This is a genomic window from Paenibacillus camerounensis, from assembly GCF_000723885.1.
Classification (GTDB): Bacteria; Bacillota; Bacilli; order Paenibacillales; family Paenibacillaceae; genus Paenibacillus_AQ; species Paenibacillus_AQ camerounensis.
In genome coordinates, this window is record NZ_CCDG010000035.1 from 108,012 (window position 1) to 124,861 (window position 16,850).

At 50.3% G+C, this 16,850-nt stretch carries 21 protein-coding genes; 18 read left to right on the plus strand and 3 right to left on the minus strand.

Annotation, left to right across the window (positions count from 1 at the left end):
* The first annotated feature begins 2 nt into the window (after nt 1-2).
* Genes BN3772_RS13385 through BN3772_RS13395 form a run of 3 tightly spaced genes read left to right on the plus strand, consistent with a single transcriptional unit; the run spans nt 3 to nt 1,067 of the window.
* Entirely contained in the window at nt 3-551 is a 549-nt protein-coding gene (locus BN3772_RS13385) for an accessory gene regulator B family protein (RefSeq protein ID WP_244444740.1), read from the plus strand.
* Nucleotides 520-654 (plus strand): AgrD family cyclic lactone autoinducer peptide, encoded by a 135-nt coding sequence (locus BN3772_RS31720; RefSeq protein ID WP_086074564.1) that lies wholly within the window; start codon nt 520-522, stop codon nt 652-654. The genes BN3772_RS13385 and BN3772_RS31720 overlap by 32 nt, the downstream gene beginning before the upstream one ends.
* A gap of 17 nt (nt 655-671) precedes the next feature.
* A complete protein-coding gene (locus BN3772_RS13395; RefSeq protein ID WP_042199981.1) occupies nt 672-1,067 on the plus strand; it encodes a LytTR family transcriptional regulator DNA-binding domain-containing protein in 396 nt (131 codons plus the stop codon).
* A gap of 24 nt (nt 1,068-1,091) precedes the next feature.
* On the opposite strand, the gene BN3772_RS13400 is transcribed toward BN3772_RS13395, so the two are convergent.
* Nucleotides 1,092-1,826, minus strand: a complete 735-nt coding sequence (locus tag BN3772_RS13400) for a DUF2569 family protein (protein WP_157643594.1) — start codon at nt 1,824-1,826, stop codon at nt 1,092-1,094.
* Nucleotides 1,827-2,273: 447 nt separating this feature from the next.
* Here BN3772_RS13400 and BN3772_RS31265 point away from each other — a divergent pair, with 447 nt between their 5' ends.
* From BN3772_RS31265 to coaD, 5 genes are all read left to right on the plus strand, one after another.
* The gene (locus BN3772_RS31265; protein ID WP_244444741.1) at nt 2,274-3,116 is read left to right on the plus strand and encodes a hypothetical protein; all 843 of its coding nucleotides are present in this window, start codon (nt 2,274-2,276) and stop codon (nt 3,114-3,116) included.
* A gap of 561 nt (nt 3,117-3,677) precedes the next feature.
* Nucleotides 3,678-3,923 carry a sporulation protein Cse60 gene (locus BN3772_RS13410; RefSeq protein WP_042199983.1) on the plus strand — a complete coding sequence of 82 codons (246 nt, stop codon included), beginning with the start codon at nt 3,678-3,680 and terminating at the stop codon, nt 3,921-3,923.
* A gap of 399 nt (nt 3,924-4,322) precedes the next feature.
* Nucleotides 4,323-4,445: a hypothetical protein gene (locus tag BN3772_RS31520; RefSeq protein WP_280114387.1), complete on the plus strand. Its 123-nt coding sequence runs from the start codon at nt 4,323-4,325 to the stop codon at nt 4,443-4,445.
* A 137-nt stretch (nt 4,446-4,582) separates the two neighbouring features.
* Nucleotides 4,583-5,191, plus strand: coding sequence for a 16S rRNA (guanine(966)-N(2))-methyltransferase RsmD (gene rsmD / locus BN3772_RS13415; RefSeq protein ID WP_042199984.1), 609 nt, complete (start codon nt 4,583-4,585; stop codon nt 5,189-5,191).
* On the plus strand, nt 5,175-5,684 hold the full coding sequence (gene coaD / locus BN3772_RS13420) for a pantetheine-phosphate adenylyltransferase (RefSeq protein WP_042176387.1): 510 nt from the start codon (nt 5,175-5,177) through the stop codon (nt 5,682-5,684). The genes rsmD and coaD overlap by 17 nt, the downstream gene beginning before the upstream one ends.
* Here the strand turns inward: coaD and BN3772_RS13425 are convergent.
* Nucleotides 5,665-6,891, minus strand: a complete 1,227-nt coding sequence (locus BN3772_RS13425) for a nucleoside recognition domain-containing protein (RefSeq protein ID WP_052380499.1) — start codon at nt 6,889-6,891, stop codon at nt 5,665-5,667. The two genes, coaD and BN3772_RS13425, sit on opposite strands and share 20 nt — an antisense overlap.
* A gap of 153 nt (nt 6,892-7,044) precedes the next feature.
* Here BN3772_RS13425 and BN3772_RS13430 point away from each other — a divergent pair, with 153 nt between their 5' ends.
* On the plus strand, nt 7,045-8,094 hold the full coding sequence (locus BN3772_RS13430; RefSeq protein WP_042200035.1) for a SepM family pheromone-processing serine protease: 1,050 nt from the start codon (nt 7,045-7,047) through the stop codon (nt 8,092-8,094).
* Here BN3772_RS13430 and BN3772_RS13435 read toward each other — a convergent pair.
* Entirely contained in the window at nt 8,072-9,310 is a 1,239-nt protein-coding gene (locus tag BN3772_RS13435) for a tRNA(Met) cytidine acetate ligase (protein ID WP_042199985.1), read from the minus strand. The two genes, BN3772_RS13430 and BN3772_RS13435, sit on opposite strands and share 23 nt — an antisense overlap.
* A gap of 150 nt (nt 9,311-9,460) precedes the next feature.
* Here BN3772_RS13435 and BN3772_RS13440 point away from each other — a divergent pair, with 150 nt between their 5' ends.
* From BN3772_RS13440 to fabF, 9 genes are all read left to right on the plus strand, one after another.
* Complete coding sequence (locus BN3772_RS13440; protein WP_042176393.1) at nt 9,461-9,982, plus strand: YceD family protein; 522 nt, start codon at nt 9,461-9,463, stop codon at nt 9,980-9,982.
* A 53-nt stretch (nt 9,983-10,035) separates the two neighbouring features.
* Complete coding sequence (gene rpmF, locus BN3772_RS13445) at nt 10,036-10,209, plus strand: 50S ribosomal protein L32 (RefSeq protein WP_026263995.1); 174 nt, start codon at nt 10,036-10,038, stop codon at nt 10,207-10,209.
* A 470-nt stretch (nt 10,210-10,679) separates the two neighbouring features.
* Nucleotides 10,680-11,240, plus strand: coding sequence for a transcription factor FapR (fapR, locus tag BN3772_RS13450; protein WP_042199986.1), 561 nt, complete (start codon nt 10,680-10,682; stop codon nt 11,238-11,240).
* A gap of 19 nt (nt 11,241-11,259) precedes the next feature.
* Nucleotides 11,260-12,249 (plus strand): phosphate acyltransferase PlsX, encoded by a 990-nt coding sequence (gene plsX, locus BN3772_RS13455; protein WP_042199987.1) that lies wholly within the window; start codon nt 11,260-11,262, stop codon nt 12,247-12,249.
* 8 nt (nt 12,250-12,257) lie between these two features.
* Nucleotides 12,258-13,247, plus strand: coding sequence for a beta-ketoacyl-ACP synthase III (locus tag BN3772_RS13460; protein WP_042200036.1), 990 nt, complete (start codon nt 12,258-12,260; stop codon nt 13,245-13,247).
* Nucleotides 13,248-13,316: 69 nt separating this feature from the next.
* Nucleotides 13,317-14,240: an ACP S-malonyltransferase gene (fabD, locus tag BN3772_RS13465; RefSeq protein ID WP_042199988.1), complete on the plus strand. Its 924-nt coding sequence runs from the start codon at nt 13,317-13,319 to the stop codon at nt 14,238-14,240.
* A 45-nt stretch (nt 14,241-14,285) separates the two neighbouring features.
* Entirely contained in the window at nt 14,286-15,035 is a 750-nt protein-coding gene (gene fabG / locus BN3772_RS13470; protein ID WP_042176404.1) for a 3-oxoacyl-[acyl-carrier-protein] reductase, read from the plus strand.
* Nucleotides 15,036-15,157: 122 nt separating this feature from the next.
* Nucleotides 15,158-15,391: an acyl carrier protein gene (locus tag BN3772_RS13475; protein ID WP_019911228.1), complete on the plus strand. Its 234-nt coding sequence runs from the start codon at nt 15,158-15,160 to the stop codon at nt 15,389-15,391.
* Nucleotides 15,392-15,607: 216 nt separating this feature from the next.
* Nucleotides 15,608-16,846, plus strand: coding sequence for a beta-ketoacyl-ACP synthase II (gene fabF, locus BN3772_RS13480; protein WP_081947615.1), 1,239 nt, complete (start codon nt 15,608-15,610; stop codon nt 16,844-16,846).
* The last annotated feature ends 4 nt before the right edge of the window (nt 16,847-16,850 follow it).

The window sequence follows — 16,850 nt, forward strand, 5'->3', positions numbered from 1 at the left end:
AGATGTCCGGATGGATCGCGGCCCGAATCAAACAAATCGTTCCGGAACATCCGGCATCCCATGCTGTTCTTAAATTTGCGCTTGCTGTTATTCTCAATATAGTATCTGTAATCGGCTTGACATTATTAATCTCGCTGGCAACAGGACGAACTTCGGAAGCTGTACAGATCCTGATAGCCTTTGCATTATTGCGGCAGGTCTCGGGCGGTATACATCTGAAGTCCGGAATGGCGTGTATCCTGTTTACAACGGTTTTGTTTACCATTCTATCCTATGTGCAGGCCGGGCAGCCCGGTGTCCATCTCATGAACGTACTAAGCCTGCTGCTCGTCCTGCTGCTTGCGCCTGTAGGCATCGACAAACAGACCCGTATTCCGGGTCAATACTGGTCCAGGCTTAAATGGATCGGCGCAGTGCTCATAGCTGTTAATTTCATTATTGCATCTCCGGTTATTGCGGCCGCTTATACGGCCCAGTCCTTAAGCTTAATCCTTGCATGGAGAAAGGGGAGCCGAAAGCATGAGAACATTTCAGCGCAAAGCCGTCTATAAACTGGCGTCAGTCCTGTTTGCCGTTGCTGCGTTTGTAGCAGATGCTGTACCGAGTATACTTTACATCCACCAGCCGGAGATTCCGGAAGAATTACTGAAATAGCATTGGAGCTGGTTCTATTGAGCAGTATATCTGTAACCCGTGATCCCAAGGGCAGCACCGGACTGTCCGCACTCGACATCACTGAAATCACCTACATGGAATTTGAACAGAGCCTGTACCGGATCATGGTCCACACGAAGGACGAGGTGTTCTACACGGTCGGGACGCTGAAATATTGGGTAACCACCCTCAAGAGCTCCGGCTATAACTTTGTACTGGCAGACCGCAATACTCTGATTAACGTGAAAAATATCATTCAGCTGGACAAAACCTTCCACGTTGCCTATTTCGGAGAAAACCGCAAGGGCATAGAGCAGAAGTGCTTCCTGTCGGAGAAGGGATATAAAGAAGTCGTCAAGGACGTCAAAATCTCGCAGCCGAATATTGCGTTTATTGAGCTGCCGCTTTGGTAGTTCTTTTTTTGTTTTTGGGAATGATCAGCTAGTGTATGTATTCTTGACCCGCTTCGACAGGAGGAAATAAGGCAGCCATACCACCGTATAGAGGGTGGATTTTAAAACACCTTCGTAGATGTTTGTTCCTTCGAAGACCTCATCAGCAAAGCCGCTGGTTATGCGCAACACGAGAGCAAGATCAAGGTATGTGAATACTGCGGAAACAATAATGACAGCTATAGCGAGATATTTGAATTGTTTTCTGTGTTTTATACACATGAAGACCATAATTATAATGAATACAGCGATTAAGGCTTCAATAATTGTTTCGAAATATACAGTTGGCAGCCATAGAGGGCTGTAATAGTCGTTAGAAGAATCAACCAGTAACCGAAAGTCTGCCATTCTAAGTGTTATATAGTTGTCGTAAACACTTGTGATGTGCAGATACAATTGTCTGATCATTCCGAGTGCAAATAAAATAAGCCAGCCGCCAAAGCCGTACGGCCCTGTTCTCTGTGGATATGTAAAAGGAACAGATTCTGCTGCCGCTGCCGATTCTATATTTCCGGAAATCTGATTGTCTAACCTCTCAGCGCGGAGCTGTCTGCGCACCTTATCGAAGGAGTGGCCCACCAGTCCGAAGCAAAAGGCAAAGATTATGCCGTTCAATAACATGCCCGGGAACCCGAAATCATAACGGATCAGAGCCAAATAATAGAAAACAAAGCTGAAAAACAAACCTGTTATAGAAAAAACGCCTGTCACAATATTCACCTACATCATATCTGCATCGGATGCAGTATTTGCTAGATCGTATGCAGGGTTAAGAATACAATACATGCGGATGTTATGAAATAACATAATTCTCATATTTAGCAAAAGTTTGTGAAAGGGCCTTGGAGGACTGTTTACCAGGCGGATGGTACCGGGAAGAACCGGCTCCAAATGGTCACCTAATTGACTAGGGTTGGATTAGTGGAGAAATTTATGCCTGAATCCATTAAACTATCCGGGTCGTTTTGATGCGACAACGTTTTGAAATTTGAGCAGAACTAGCCCGTCAACCTTAACTGGTTGGCGGGCTCTTTTGCATAAATTAAGATCCGCATATTTCCTCTATTAACTCTTAAGTCTATTGTAAATAAATGTCGAATAACAGACTATTTGTTCCCCTTTTTTTAGTGTAGTCTTGATGCATACATATTAAAGGAGATGGATTTTTTGAAGAAGAAAATAGCTGGATTTTTAGTTTTGTGCATACTATTCTTTATCCTGATGCCAGGAGCAACAAAAGCAGCAGAACAACCTGTTGGGTTATTGGATGGAGTTAAAATGTTAACAGGGACCAGCGTTACCAATGAACTGGGCTCAACATTAAAGGTAACAGATAATGATGTTTCAACTGTTTTTAGTCTGCCTTATGAAAGATCTGGTAATGTAGAAGATACAATTTTTTATAATTTCCCAAAAGCAGTGACTATTAATGCATATAAAATGCATATTACTAATTATGATAACGGACCTGTTTACTTGGCATATTGGAACAGTTCTGGTACATTGGTGTCACGTATTCCATTACAGCCGAATGCTGGAACAGATCAAATATATTTTTTTCCCGAAGCAATAACTGGTGTAACGAGAATATCAGTTTACCAGACTAGCACAATTACATATAAACTTGCTGAGATGAACGTTTATAATATTTTATCAGAACCAACATCTGCACCCACTGCAGAGCCAACACCGGAAATTACTGCTACTCCAGAACCAACTGTAGAACCAACACCAACTCCATTGCCGTCACCAACACCGGAAATTCCAGCGGGAAATCGTGCAATCTTGGTTGTAACGATGAATACTGGACTGGAAAAAGAATTTGATTTAAGCATGCAAGAAGTAAATGCTTTTATTGCTTGGTATGAGAACAAACAGGCAGGTTCAGGTACAGCATCTTATGCTATAGATAAGCATGATAATAATAAGGGGCCATTCACCAGTCGGAAAGACTATGTGATTTTTGATAAAATCCTAACTTTTAGTGTTGACGAATATTCTGCTGAGTAAAGATTATTAAAATAACCCGCCGGGCTTATGCCTGACGGGTTTGTTTTTTTATTATGCGTTTGGTAGGTAATCTGGATTGCTCAGGATTTGATCCACAATATAAAGTAAATCATCGTCATTGTTGTATTCATCTCCAGCTTGCTGCGCGTTGTATTTAATTGAATCGACATCAGCTGCAAAATACTAGAAGCATCTTTCATCAATTGTAATATCAGGAAGAGTAAAGGTGCCTGATTTGTTGACGTCAGTCGCCTCTATTATGATACTGTCCTCTAAGCAATTCTCTGTTTCCAGATCATACTCATCTCCGGTATCAGCGATTCTCGCCTTAGTGGAATCGACCACTGCGGTACCTATAGCTCGAGCTTAAAATTAAGTTTGAGAATAACAGTATTCTCGTTGATTCCGTATTCCTGGCCTCGGCTGGCTACGATAAAGCGAACGGCACCATTTAGATCGACCGGCTTATTGTATACTTTGATTTAAACGGCTGGCTTTGGCAGGAAGAAATTTGCAGGAGTTTGCTCCCATTTGCCGAATTATGGTTGTGGAGGTGATTTCATGACAAAGGTAAAGTTGTTCGCGGCAGACAGCGTGGTAACATTAGAAGAAAATATTAATTATTTTCTGGAGTCTGAGGTTGAGCAGGTCATTGGTATTAATTACAGTACAAGTGCTGCTGCTATTCCAGACGGGTACGGTAGAGCAGAAGCTTATTGCAATTTCTCAGCACTAGTTCATTATGAAGCTAAGAAAGCGGATGACAATGAAAAAACTGGTGTTGCAGTAGAACATGTATTTTCTTAAATCTTCAAAAAATATAATTGCAGAAGCAGCCATCCACCTCGGGTGGCTTTTTCATGCCAATTCATTATGAGTATTCACACACAATATACAGCGTATATGAATGCTGAGGGAGAGAATTAGCCCCCAAAGAAAGGAAACTTAAAGAAATATATAAAGAGATATATAACACTGTTTTTCATCTGCATAAACTATTGAATAAATCCAAGCATACAGGCTGCTCATAACAGAGAAGCCTATTTGCTTTTCAGAGAAAGAAGGTGAACCGGTTTAAAAAACGGCACCCAATCGGCACCCAATAACAAGATTCTGACACCATATGGACACGAGTCGCGAACCGAAAGACCTTTTACATCAGGGTTCAGACAAAAAAATCGGGCGCCCCTTTCGGAGCGCCCTTTCATGGGAGAGGAGAAACCGGACGAAGAGCTTATGGGGAAACGTAAGCCTGCTCCGCGGTTGTCTACGACATTTTGTGATGTCGATAATTACATGATGTCCGGAAATGAATGGTTCTATACATAGCAGCAGAAACTTTTCTGCTTCATTATAAAGTGACAGAGACAGACAATCTTTTTATTTAACCTGGCAATTGTGGTACTATAGGCTTGGACTTATGCCCTATGCGGCATAACAAACAGAGACATAGAGCAGGTGAATCGGTGAGAGTTGTATCGGGAAGTGCCAAGGGGAGACCCTTGAAGAGTGTGCCGGGTAACGGGACGCGTCCAACGACCGACAAGGTGAAGGAAGCACTGTTCAGTATGATCGGCCCTTATTTTGACGGCGGTATTGCACTGGATTTGTTCGCAGGCACCGGTGGTCTTGGGATTGAAGCGCTGAGCAGAGGAATGGAACATGCCGTGTTTGTGGACATGGAGCAGAAAAGCATTGATACAGTCCGTGCAAATCTGAAGGCGGCCAGGCTGGAGGATAAGGCGGAGGTGTACCGTAATGATGCGGGAAGAGCGATTGGTGCGCTTGAGAAACGGGGGCGTGCTTTTGATCTTGTGTTCCTGGATCCGCCGTACCGGCTGAAGCACGGGGATGAGCTGATGCTGACTCTAGCCGGCAAAGGATTGCTGAAACCGGATGCGGTAATTGTACTGGAGCATGAGTCAGGCTACGCCTATACCGAAGAAATTACGGGTTTTTTCCGGACGCGGCAGGCTATATACGGGGAGACGGCAATCTCCATTTATCAGTATGAAGCTGCTTCAGAAGAAGCCGGCTTGAGCAGTGAGGAGGGTAACGATGAGTCTGCAAATTAGAAAAGAACGAGTTGCCATCTATCCGGGGAGCTTTGATCCGGTAACGATGGGGCATATCGATATTATCCGGCGCGCTGCCAAACAGTTCGACAGGCTGATTGTTACCGTGCTTAATAACCTCAGTAAAAAGCCGATGTTCAGCGTGGAAGAGCGCACTGAGCTGCTGCGGCAGGCAACGGCGGATCTTCCTAACGTGGAGATAGACAGCTTCAGGGATCTTCTGGTGAATTACCTCCGCCAAAAAAATGCCCAGGTTATTGTTCGCGGTATCCGTACGGTTACCGATTTTGAATATGAGCTGCAGACCGCTTCGATTAATCACAGCCTGGACCCTGAGGTGGAAACCATCTTCATGATGACCAATCCGAAATATTCGTACCTCAGTTCGAGTGTAGTGAAGGAGCTGGCGCATTTTGGCGGCAATGTATCGGAATTCGTTACTCCTGAAGTCGAGCAGGCAATGAAGCTTAAATTCAGCCAGCTGGACGCCTGAACCAGGCTAAGAAACCGATCAATCCGGATAATACGGCCAAAAACAGCATTATAACGGCCTGTAAGCTAAGGAGCTGGGGCACCATGTTCCAGACTACAGGCAGAGCGGCTGCATCTGCTGAGCCTGACGGATCTATGCTGCTGATTGCCGGCAGGGAAGCAGCAACATGCCGCAGCGGCTGCCACATGATTAAGGTCAGGCCAAAAGCGTAGAAACCGTGCAGCAGCCTTCCGGCGGCAAACGGGAGAAAACGGGCCTTGGCCTGTTTCAGTGCGGTTAACGCCTGAAGCTGTCCGCAAATTCCGCTCCATCCCAGCAATGCAGAGAGCAGAGCAAGGCTGGTTACACCCATTGCGCCAAAAGAAAACGGCTCTGTAACCTGTGAAGTCACAGCACTGGCACCCAGATGGATCTCGAGGATACCGGCAGCCAAGGCTGGAGACAGATGCGGGAGCCGGACCGCAATAATGTTGATGACAACAGAGAACATAATCATATATCCCCCGATGACCATCAGGCTCTGCACTGCGGTTGACACGGATTCGCCCAGCAGCCTGCCGAAGCTGCGGCCGTCCTGTTCACGGGCTTCTGTTACGGCTTGCCGGACTCTTGACGGGAGTGAGCCCGGCTTAGCCTGCTGAAGCTTTACGGGGCCGTTAGCCCGGCTGCCTGTGGCAGTGAACAAAACGGAAGTTAAGCCGGCGCCGAGTCCCGACAGCCAGTGAATGGCAAGCAGAATATACCCTGCGGACGGACTGTGCAGAAAAGCCGCCCCGACAACGATAATTATCGTGACCGGGCTAGCAAAATGGGCCAGTGAAGCGAGTCTTCCGGCATCCTTGTCCGAAATCCCGCCCTGCTTATGAAGCTGCTGTACGCCTCCGGCGCCTGCCGGAAATCCTGCTGTCATACCAAGGGCGAGTGTCCAGCCTGCGGCTCCGGGCAGCCGGAATACCCTTGTCATCAGCGGTCCCAGCAGCACGCCGAACCCGTGCACGAAGCCTGAGGCAGTCAGCATTTCCGAGAGGATCAGAAAAGGCAGCAGCGCCGGGAATATCAGTGTCCACCAGAGCTTGAGGCCCTGCAGCGAAGCCGCGAACGAGGATTCAGGAGCAGCGATAATCGCCGCTGCCAGCAGAATGGCTGCTGCCCCGGACAGAAAAGGTGCGGAAGCTGAGGTCATTCTCCGTATTTTAACGTTATTCATTTTAAGCATCACCTCTTCATAGGTTAAGACAAGGCTTACGGGCTGTTATCAATTTATGCACAGCAGACAATCATCATGCCACAGCAGGAGAAAGCGCAGCAGTGGGCAGGCTGCCTGATCCGTTACAGAGCCCCAAGAAAGAAGGGAATGTCATTGAGGCAACAGAAACGCCGGGTAGGATTCCGTACAATCGCCTACCTGTTTACTTTTGTGGTCATACTCTATGTTACTGTTTTTATGAATACGCCTTATATTGTGTACCAGCCTGGCAGAGCCTCTGAGGTCGCGCCGATGATCAAGGTGGAGAACGCCGACAAGGATGAAAAAGGCACCTTCATGATGACAACGGTATCAGCCAGCTATGCTAATGTGGCCCTGCTGATTGCTTCTATTTTTAATTCGAATAGTGAGGTTGTGCTGAAGGAGACACGGCTGGGTGATAAAACAGAGCAGGAATATGCGGCAGAGCAGGTCTACTATATGAACAGCTCACAGTCGTTCGCAGTTCAGGCTGCTTATCATGCGGCAGATATCCCTTATGAGGACGTTGTGGATTATCTCTATGTCTTCTCTGTTCCTGATACAAGCAATCCGGGGCAGTTCCGTCCGGGAGACCGGATTATTACGGTTGAGGGACAGCATATCCCCGATCCGCAGGCTTTGTCGGCGCTGCTGTCTTCCAGAAAGATCGGCGACCGTGTAGAGGCTGTTCTACAGCGCGGAGGTAAGGAGATCAAGGAAGAAGTCACCCTGGTTGAGGTGAAAAATGCTGATAACGGTGCGGTTAAGCCGGGGTTCGGGGTTGTCATAGGGGCGGTCCAGAAGGTGGAGCCCAAGGTTGCCGGCAAAGCAGTCAGCTTTACTGACACGGATGTCGGCGGGCCGTCAGCCGGGCTGATGTTCACGATGGAGATCTATAACCAGCTGACCCCGGGGGATCTGACTGCAGGTCACCGGATAGCCGGTACGGGAACCATTACTGCAGAGGGTACCGTTGGTGCGATTGGCGGAGTGAAACATAAAATTGTTGCTGCAGACCGCGAGGGGGCAGAGGTGTTTTTTGTTCCCGTCAAAAACTATGACGAAGCCAAAGCAAAGGCAGACCAGATAGGCACCGCCATGAAGCTGGTGCCTGTGTCAACGCTGGATGAGGCGCTGGAGTATATGGAGAAGCTGCCGGCTACAGCATCACCGGCGGCATGAGATAGTCAGCATAGAGATCCTTGTTCTGCGGGGCTGTGAAGGCGCCGGCATATGCGGCAGCAGCCCGGAGATCACGCTCAAGTCCGGGATGGCTGAACTGTGCCGGGGAGAGGACCACAGGCCATGCAGCAGTCTGCTTCATCTGCTTCAGCAGCCTGCGTCCGCTCTCACGGAAGCCGAGCACCCGGATGTAACCGGGTCCTTGGGCTAACGCAGACGGGGCCAGCTCTGCTTTGCTGTGATTCAGTAAGGTGTGCACAAGCAGGCGCTGCAGGCGGGTATGCGTGTAGCGCTTGCTTTTTAGTGCTCCCAGGAGTCCGCTGACAGTGAACTGTCCCAGCTGCGGAAGCACCTTGAGCAGCCGGTTCTCCAGCCCTTCATTCATGTCCTGGAGCAGCCGCAGCTCGTCCGGTGTCCGGGTAACAAGGACGTGACGCAGCTGGCTGCTGAAGTCCTCCAGACTTACCGGACCCCTGCCTGCCGCATGCTCCCGTTCCAGAATGGATATGCTATATTCCGGCATGTATGCCGCCGGAGAACCGCCCTCCTGCAGCAGCCGGCGGATTGCCGTCGCGCTGGCAATGGACGACCCGCGCTGCAGCGGGTCGTGGAACCCCGCGCCGGTGCGCGGCACGGTGAGGGGCCTGATGTCGCTGCCGAGCCGGCGCAGCGCGATCAGGTAGTGCAGGCCGAGGCTGTTGTTGGGCTGCCGCAGCAGCGCCTCGGCCTTTAGGGGACTCCCCGGTCCGCCGGGAGTCCCGGACCAGACGGCCGCCGCAGCAGCGCTGAAGGCGGCCGGAAAGCTCGCTCCGAGCGCCAGGCGGCGGCGGAGCTCATCCTGCAGCTCGCTGCTCTCATCGGCCAGGAACTCCGCCAGTCCGAGCAGCCCGCCAAGACTGCCGGCTTCGGAGCCGAAGCACAGGCTGTCCGCTACTCCGGTTGCTTCCAGCAGGGAAACCGCTCCGAAGGCGAACCATTCCGCCGGCTGCAGCGCATAGCCGGCGGGCAGCTCAAGCACAAGATCGGCGCCCATATGCAGCGCCATTTCCGTACGGGCCTGCTTGCTCACCGCCGCCGGCTCGCCGCGCTGGGTGAACGGGCCGCTCATCACGACGATGCAGGTGTCCGCACCGGACAGTCTTTTGGCCTCATTAAAATGATGGACATGGCCGTTATGCAAAGGATTATATTCAGCGATTATGCCGACTGTAGTCACTGCTCGTGTCACTCCAAATCGTATTTGATATATTGGGCTAATAGTTATATCATAAGTTGTCCCGGTTATCGAAACAATATAAAGGAATAATGGTTGACAAACTTCGGTAATTCTAGGTATAATAATTTTTGTTTGTTTGGAGTGATGAATATGAAGATTCACTTTCGCAAATTGGCAAATGCCGACGAGCCTCTGCTAATCCATGAAACACTGGATATCAGCGAGCTTGTCAAAGGGCGGAAGGATATACTTTCTGTTGCACCGCTTACAGTGAACCTTAAAGCGCTGCCCGCGGGAACCGATAGTGTGAACGTGGTGGGAACATTGGAAGGGAATGTGGACATGTTATGTGCACGTTGCCTCAGCGAGGTTAACAGCAAATTGAACATTCCTTTTGCTGAGACTTTCAAATGGCTTAAGCAGCCGCTTCTTCCTGAAGACGAAGATGACGAACTCATCTACGCCCCGGACGAGATTGTGGATCTTGTTCCTTATGCGGAAGAAAACTTCGTACTGCACTTACCGGATTCGGTATTGTGCAAGGCAGACTGTCTTGGTCTTTGTCAGACATGTGGACAAAATTTGAACGAAGGCACCTGCAGTTGCGACAACACAGTAGTCGATCCCCGGCTTGCTGCGTTGAAAGGATTCTTTACCAAGCAAGATGATTAAGAACAAATCCCGGGTTACACCGGGTCAACAACAAATTCCGGAGGTTGATAATCATGGCAGTACCACAACGCAGAACGTCTAAGACCCGCCGCGACAAACGTCGCACCCACTTCAAATTGGCAGTACCGGGTATGGTGAAATGTGAACAATGCGGAGAGCTGAAACTGGCTCACCACGTATGCAAAGTTTGCGGAACTTACAAAGCTAGAGAAATCATCAAACAATAGTTTGTGATAAGAGATAGCACTTCATCTTAGGGTGGGGTGCTATTTTTTTGTGGCCAAAACTGCACGCGCCTGTTAACCGTCAAGGCCGAATTATCATTCGTGCCTGCTGTTAGTGCAATTTCCTGTGTGAACGGAATTAGTGTAAATTAGACTATACTTGGATTAAAAGAAGCAAACACTGCCTGAGCGTACAAGCTTGTTGACGTAACTTTCATGTCAATGCTTTATTTTTGACGGCTGATGCATTATACTACATATTAGTACCTGGTTCTAAAATGAAATTTTAACCATACAAGTTATGATGACAGCGGCCTTCCGCGGCCGGATGCTTTGATCAGATATAAGAATACTACAGGCATTTTGCCAAATATCACTTATATTAACTGTTGGAGCGGTAACCCGGCTATTGTGCAGGGCTCAGCCGCTTCACACCCGGAGCATATGCCAGGAGGTGAGCCGCCATAGAGCGGATGTCCAAGAAAGAGCGCCAGCAGAAGCTGCTTCAGACTATAGACGGCAACCCTTTTGTGACCGACCGGGAGCTGACCCGGCAGCTAAAGGTCAGCATCCAGACCATCCGGCTGGACAGGCTGGAGCTGGGAATCCCTGAGCTCCGTGAACGGATGAAGCTGATGGCGGAGCATTCCTACGATCAGGTCCGCTCATTGCCGCCAGATGAAATCGTTGGTGACATTGTCGATCTGCAGCTGGATAAGAGCGGTATTTCCATATTTGAAATCCGTGAGGAGCATGTCTTCTCCCGGAACGGAATTGCACGCGGCCATTATGTGTTCGCCCAGGCCAATTCGCTGGCGGTTGCCGTTATCAATGACGAGATTGCCCTGACGGCGTCTGCTGATATCCGTTTTGTGCGGATGGTGCGGCTCGGAGAGAAATGTATTGCCAAAGCGCAGGTGCGTTCACTTGCCGGCCGGGGCGGAAAGGCCGAAGTGGACGTGTTTACATATGTCGTGGAAGAATTAGTGTTCCAGGGACATTTCGTAGTGTACCGCTCTGCAGTTGAAGAATAAGGCGAAGGGGGAAACGGCAATGCTGATCGCCATTGATGCGATGGGCGGAGATAATGCACCTGAATGTAATGTGGAAGGTGCGTTAGCTGCGGCCGCAGAATGGAGCGATACCCAGCTGGTACTGGTCGGCGACGAAGCCAGACTCGCACCGCTGCTAAAGAATAGGCCGTCTAACCTGACGGTGCGTCATGCGGGCGAGGTTATCAGCTCCGATGAGGAGCCTGTGAAGGCGGTCCGCCGCAAAAAGGATTCATCGATGGTTGTGGCCGGACGGATGGTACGTGAAGGCGAAGCAGATGCCATGATTTCTTCGGGAAATACGGGGGCCCTGATGACTACCGGGCTGCTGGTTGTGGGAAGAATGAACGGTATTGAACGTCCCGCGCTCGCCCCGATGATTCCGACCCTGGATGATGTCGGCGTGCTGGCTCTGGACCTTGGTGCGAACATGGATGCAAAGCCGCAGCATCTGGCGCAGTACGCGCTGATGGGCAGCATCTACCGCAGCAAGGTGCACGGGATTGCGAAGCCCCGGGTAGGTCTTTTGAATGTCGGAACAGAACCCGGTAAAGGCAATGAGCTGACCAAGGAAGCATATCCGCTGCTGGAAGCACAGCCGGGCATTCATTTTGTCGGCAATGTGGAAGCACGCGATGTGCTCACAGGAGCCTGTGATGTTCTCGTCTGCGACGGCTTTGCCGGAAATATTCTGCTTAAGACGCTGGAGGGAACGGCAGGCGCAATGTTCTCTCTGCTTAAGGAGCAGTTCAGCAAGTCTCTAAAAACCAAGCTCGGTGCAGCAATCCTGATGCCTGAGCTGAGAAGCCTCAAGGGTAAAATGGATTATAAAGAGCATGGCGGCGCACCGCTGCTGGGCCTCAGCGGCCTGGTAGTAAAGGGCCACGGCTCATCGGACGGCAATGCGGTCAAGAATGCGGTCAGACAGGCGCGGATCGCACTGCAGGCAGGGCTTGTGCCCGGCATATCCAAGGAAATTAGCGGGAAGTGAGTGACGAAATGAATCAGATGCGTTCGGTAGGGGTTATCGGTACAGGGAAATATGTGCCTGAGAAAATATTGACTAACAGCGATCTTGAAAAGATCGTAGAAACCAATGATGAATGGATTGTCAGCCGTACAGGCATCCGTGAGCGGCATATTGCGGCACCGCATGAGGCGACCTCGGACCTGGCTTATGAGGCTGCACTGAAGGCGCTGGCATCCGCCGGGATGAAGGCAGAGGATCTTGACCTCATTATTGTTGCGACCATAACACCTGACACCTCGTTCCCTTCCACTGCCTGCATCCTGCAGGATAAGCTGGGAGCAAAAGGTGCAGCGGCGTTTGACTTGTCGGCTGCATGCTCGGGTTTTGTCTACAGTCTGGCAACAGCAACAAGCTTCATCAAGACAGGAATGTATAATAATGCGCTTGTTATCGGGGCGGATACGCTTTCCCGCATTACCGACTACACAGACCGTAATACCTGTGTGTTGTTCGGAGACGGGGCTGGCGCCGTAATTATAGGTGAGGTTCCGGAAGGACGCGGATTCCAGTCGTTTGACCTGGGCGCAGAAGGGGCGGGCGGAAGCCTGCTGAAGCTGGAAGCAGGGGGCTCGCGCCTGCCGGCCTCTAACCAGACGATTGAAGACAAGAAGCATTATATTTACATGAACGGCCGTGAGGTATTCAAATTTGCAGTACGGGTGATGGGTACAGCTACAGAACGCGTGCTCACCAAAGCAGGACTGACTAAGGAAAATATTGATCTGTTTGTACCGCATCAGGCGAACATCCGGATCATTCAGTCAGCCATGCAGCGTCTTGATCTGCCCGAAGAAAAATGCGTGATTAATGTAGACCGTTACGCTAATACTTCCGCAGCTTCTATACCGCTCGCGCTGGTGGAAGCGGCAGAGGAAGGTCGGATGAAGGAAGGCGACACGGTACTTATGGTCGGCTTTGGCGGCGGACTTACCTGGGGCGCTTCCGTATTGATCTGGTAAACGAATAATGAATCCTGTGTATCAGTTGGCTGATCCGCTTATACACAGGTACTTGAAGGAGTTTCTACAATGGGTAAAATTGCATTTGTCTTTCCCGGACAGGGTGCGCAGGCTGTCGGGATGGGTAAGGATATTTATGACGCAGTGCCGCAGAGCCGTGCGGTGTTTGAACAAGGTAATAAGGCACTCGGATTTGACCTGAGCCACCTTGTGTTCGAAGGACCTGACAGCGAGCTTAAGCAGACGGTGAACACCCAGCCTGCACTTCTAACAACTAGTGTGGCCTATCTTGCAGCGCTTAGCGATAGAAACATCAAGCCTGATTTTGTTGCCGGTCATAGTCTGGGTGAGTACAGCGCGCTTGTAGCCGCAGGCGTACTTTCCTATGAGGATGCTGTGCAGCTGGTACGGCTGCGCGGACGCTTCATGGAAGAAGCGGTGCCGGGCGGACAAGGCGCAATGGCTGCTGTGCTGGGTGCAGAGCGCGGGGCACTTGCTGAATTGTGCCGCAGTATCTCTGAAAAAGGCAATGTAGTAGAACTTGCTAACGTCAACTGCCCCGGCCAGATTGTAGTCTCCGGCTCACAGACTGGTGTTGCAGCTGTAGTGGAGCGGGTTAAGGAAGCCGGCGGCAAACGGGCAATTCCGCTGGAGGTCAGCGGACCGTTTCATTCGTCAATGATGAAAGCAGCTGCTGAGCGCCTGTCCGCAGAGCTTGCGCGTGTAACCTTTAATGCTCCGGCTGTGCCGGTGATTGTTAATGTCACTGCCCAGCCGGTAAGTAATCCGGAAGAAATCCGGGAGCTGCTGGTGCAGCAGGTATATACACCTGTACTCTGGCAGGACAGCGTGGAATGGCTGATTGCAGCTGGTGTAGATACCTTTATTGAGATTGGCTCCGGCAGCGTATTGGCCGGGCTGATCCGCAAAATCGACAAAACGGTCAAGGTTGTCGGTATTAACAGTCTGGAAAGCGTTCAGGCTGAGCTGTAGCTGCCTGGACATATTACCGGTCATATGATGGAAAGGGGATATACAATGTTCTCAGCATTAAAAGGCCAGACGGCTCTGGTTACCGGCGGATCACGCGGAATCGGCCGCAGTATTGCACTTGCTCTCGCAGAGCAGGGCGTTAAGGTAGCCGTTAACTATTCCGGCAGTGAAGCTGCAGCCCAGGAGACAGTTGCGCGTATTGCCGAGCTGGGCTCTGAGGGCATTGCCCTTAAGGGGAATGTCGGCAGCAGTGAACAGGCAGAGAACCTTGTCAAGGAGGTAATCAACACCTGGGGCAGAATCGACATTCTGGTCAACAATGCCGGAATTACCCGGGATAACCTGATTATGCGCATGAAGGAAGAAGAGTTCGATCAGGTCATTGAGACAAATCTCAAAGGTGTGTTCAACTGCCTGAAGGCTGTTACCCGCCCTATGATGAAACAGCGCTACGGCCGGATCATCAATATTTCTTCTGTAGTGGGTGTAACAGGTAATCCGGGTCAGATCAACTATACCGCCGCCAAGGCGGGAGTAATCGGGATGACCAAATCAGCGGCACGGGAGCTGGCTTCCCGCGGAATTACGGTGAACTGTATTGCACCGGGGTTCATTGATACTGATATGACCCGTGAGCTGTCCGATGAAGTCCGCAGCGAGCTGGTGAAGGGGATTCCCCTTGCCCAGCTCGGTCGGCCGGAGGACATTGCTAACACGGCTGTATTTTTGGTCTCGCAAGGGGCAGCTTATATGACAGGCCAGACACTTCACGTGGACGGCGGCATGTACATGTAAGGCTAAATCAAGCTTTGAACAGCTATGGAGGGAACGGGAAGAGGCAGCCGGAAAGCGTTTTTTATGCTCTATGGTATTTTGACTTCATATCTCGTATAATACCAAAAGAGGAGGTGAACCGGATGTCCGATGTATTGGAGCGTGTAAAACGCATTGTCATCGACCGCTTAGGTGCCGATGAAGCAGAGGTAACATTAGAAGCGTCTTTCAAAGATGATTTGGGTGCTGATTCTCTTGATGTAGTAGAATTGGTTATGGAATTGGAAGATGAATTCGATATGGAAATCTCTGATGAAGATGCAGAGAAGATTACGACCGTGGGTGAAGTTGTGAAGTACATACAATCTCATACCTAGAGTCATATGATTGAGGGTCCCGTCCCCAGGGGGGCGGGACTTCTCCTCATTTTACACGTATACAGCATTACAACAGGCCGTTGGCCTTCTTAATATGGGGAAAATAACAGAACCGCAGGCAGAAAGCCTTGGCGGTACTGAAGTTTATATATAGAGTTCAGAAAGCACAGCTTCATAACAAATGAAGTATACAGCTTACAGATGGGGTGATTGCGTTTGAGTCATAGAGTGGTTATTACAGGAATGGGCGTAATAACGTCCCTGGGCAAGGATCTGGATACCTTCTGGGAGAGCCTGATGAGCGGCAAATCCGGAGTTTCTACAGTTGATGCCTTTGATGTCAGTGATTACACTACGAAAATTGCAGCTTCGGTTAAGGATTTTGATGCGGAGGAGCGTTTTGGCCGCAAGGAAGCCCGCAAGATGGACCGTTTTGTGCAGTTTGCAGTAGCCGCCGGTGAGGAAGCGCTGAAAGACAGCGGACTTAAGATCGGTGAAGATATTGATGCAGAACGGATCGGCGTATCAGTCGGCTCCGGTATTGGCGGACTGGGAACATGGGAGGACAATCACAACCTGCTGCTCGAAAAGGGGCCGAAGCGAGTGAGTCCGTTCTTCATCCCGATGATGATCGCCAATATGGGCTCCGGCCAGCTGTCGATTAACCTCGGCGCCAAAGGACCTAACACTACTACTGTTACTGCCTGTGCGACAGGAAGCCACTCCATTGGAGAATCCTTCCGTCTGATCCAGCGCGGTGATGCGGATGCAATGATCTGCGGCGGTTCGGAAGCGACAATCCGTCCTACAGGTATGGCCGGCTTCTGTGCGATGAGAGCCATGTCAACGCGTAATGATGAGCCTGAAAAGGCAAGCCGCCCGTTTGATGTTGACCGTGACGGTTTCGTTATGGGTGAAGGGGCCGGTATTCTGATTCTGGAATCACTGGAGCATGCCGAGAAGCGCGGGGCAAAGATCTATGCCGAGGTGATCGGTTACGGCCTGAGTGCGGACGCACATCACATGACTGATCCGGACCCTGACGGCGCAGCACGCTGCATAAAGATGGCGATCCGTGATGCCGGAATTAATCCGGAAGATATTGATTACATCAATGCGCACGGAACCTCCACGCCTGCCGGCGACAAGTCGGAAACGACTGCCGTGAAGAAGGCGCTTGGAGACCACGCTTATAAGGTAGCTATCAGCTCGACAAAGTCGATGACCGGCCATTTGCTTGGTGCAGCCGGCGGTGTTGAAGCGATCATCTGCGGGCTTTCCCTGCAGAAGAACAGAATTGCGCCTACAATTAACCTGGACAATCAGGACCCGGAATGTGATCTGGATTATGTTCCGAATGTACCGCGTGATGCCGATCTTAACATTGTTATGTCCAACTCATTCGGATTTGGAGGACATAACGCTACCGTTATTCTCAAAAAATATAAACAGTAAGGGG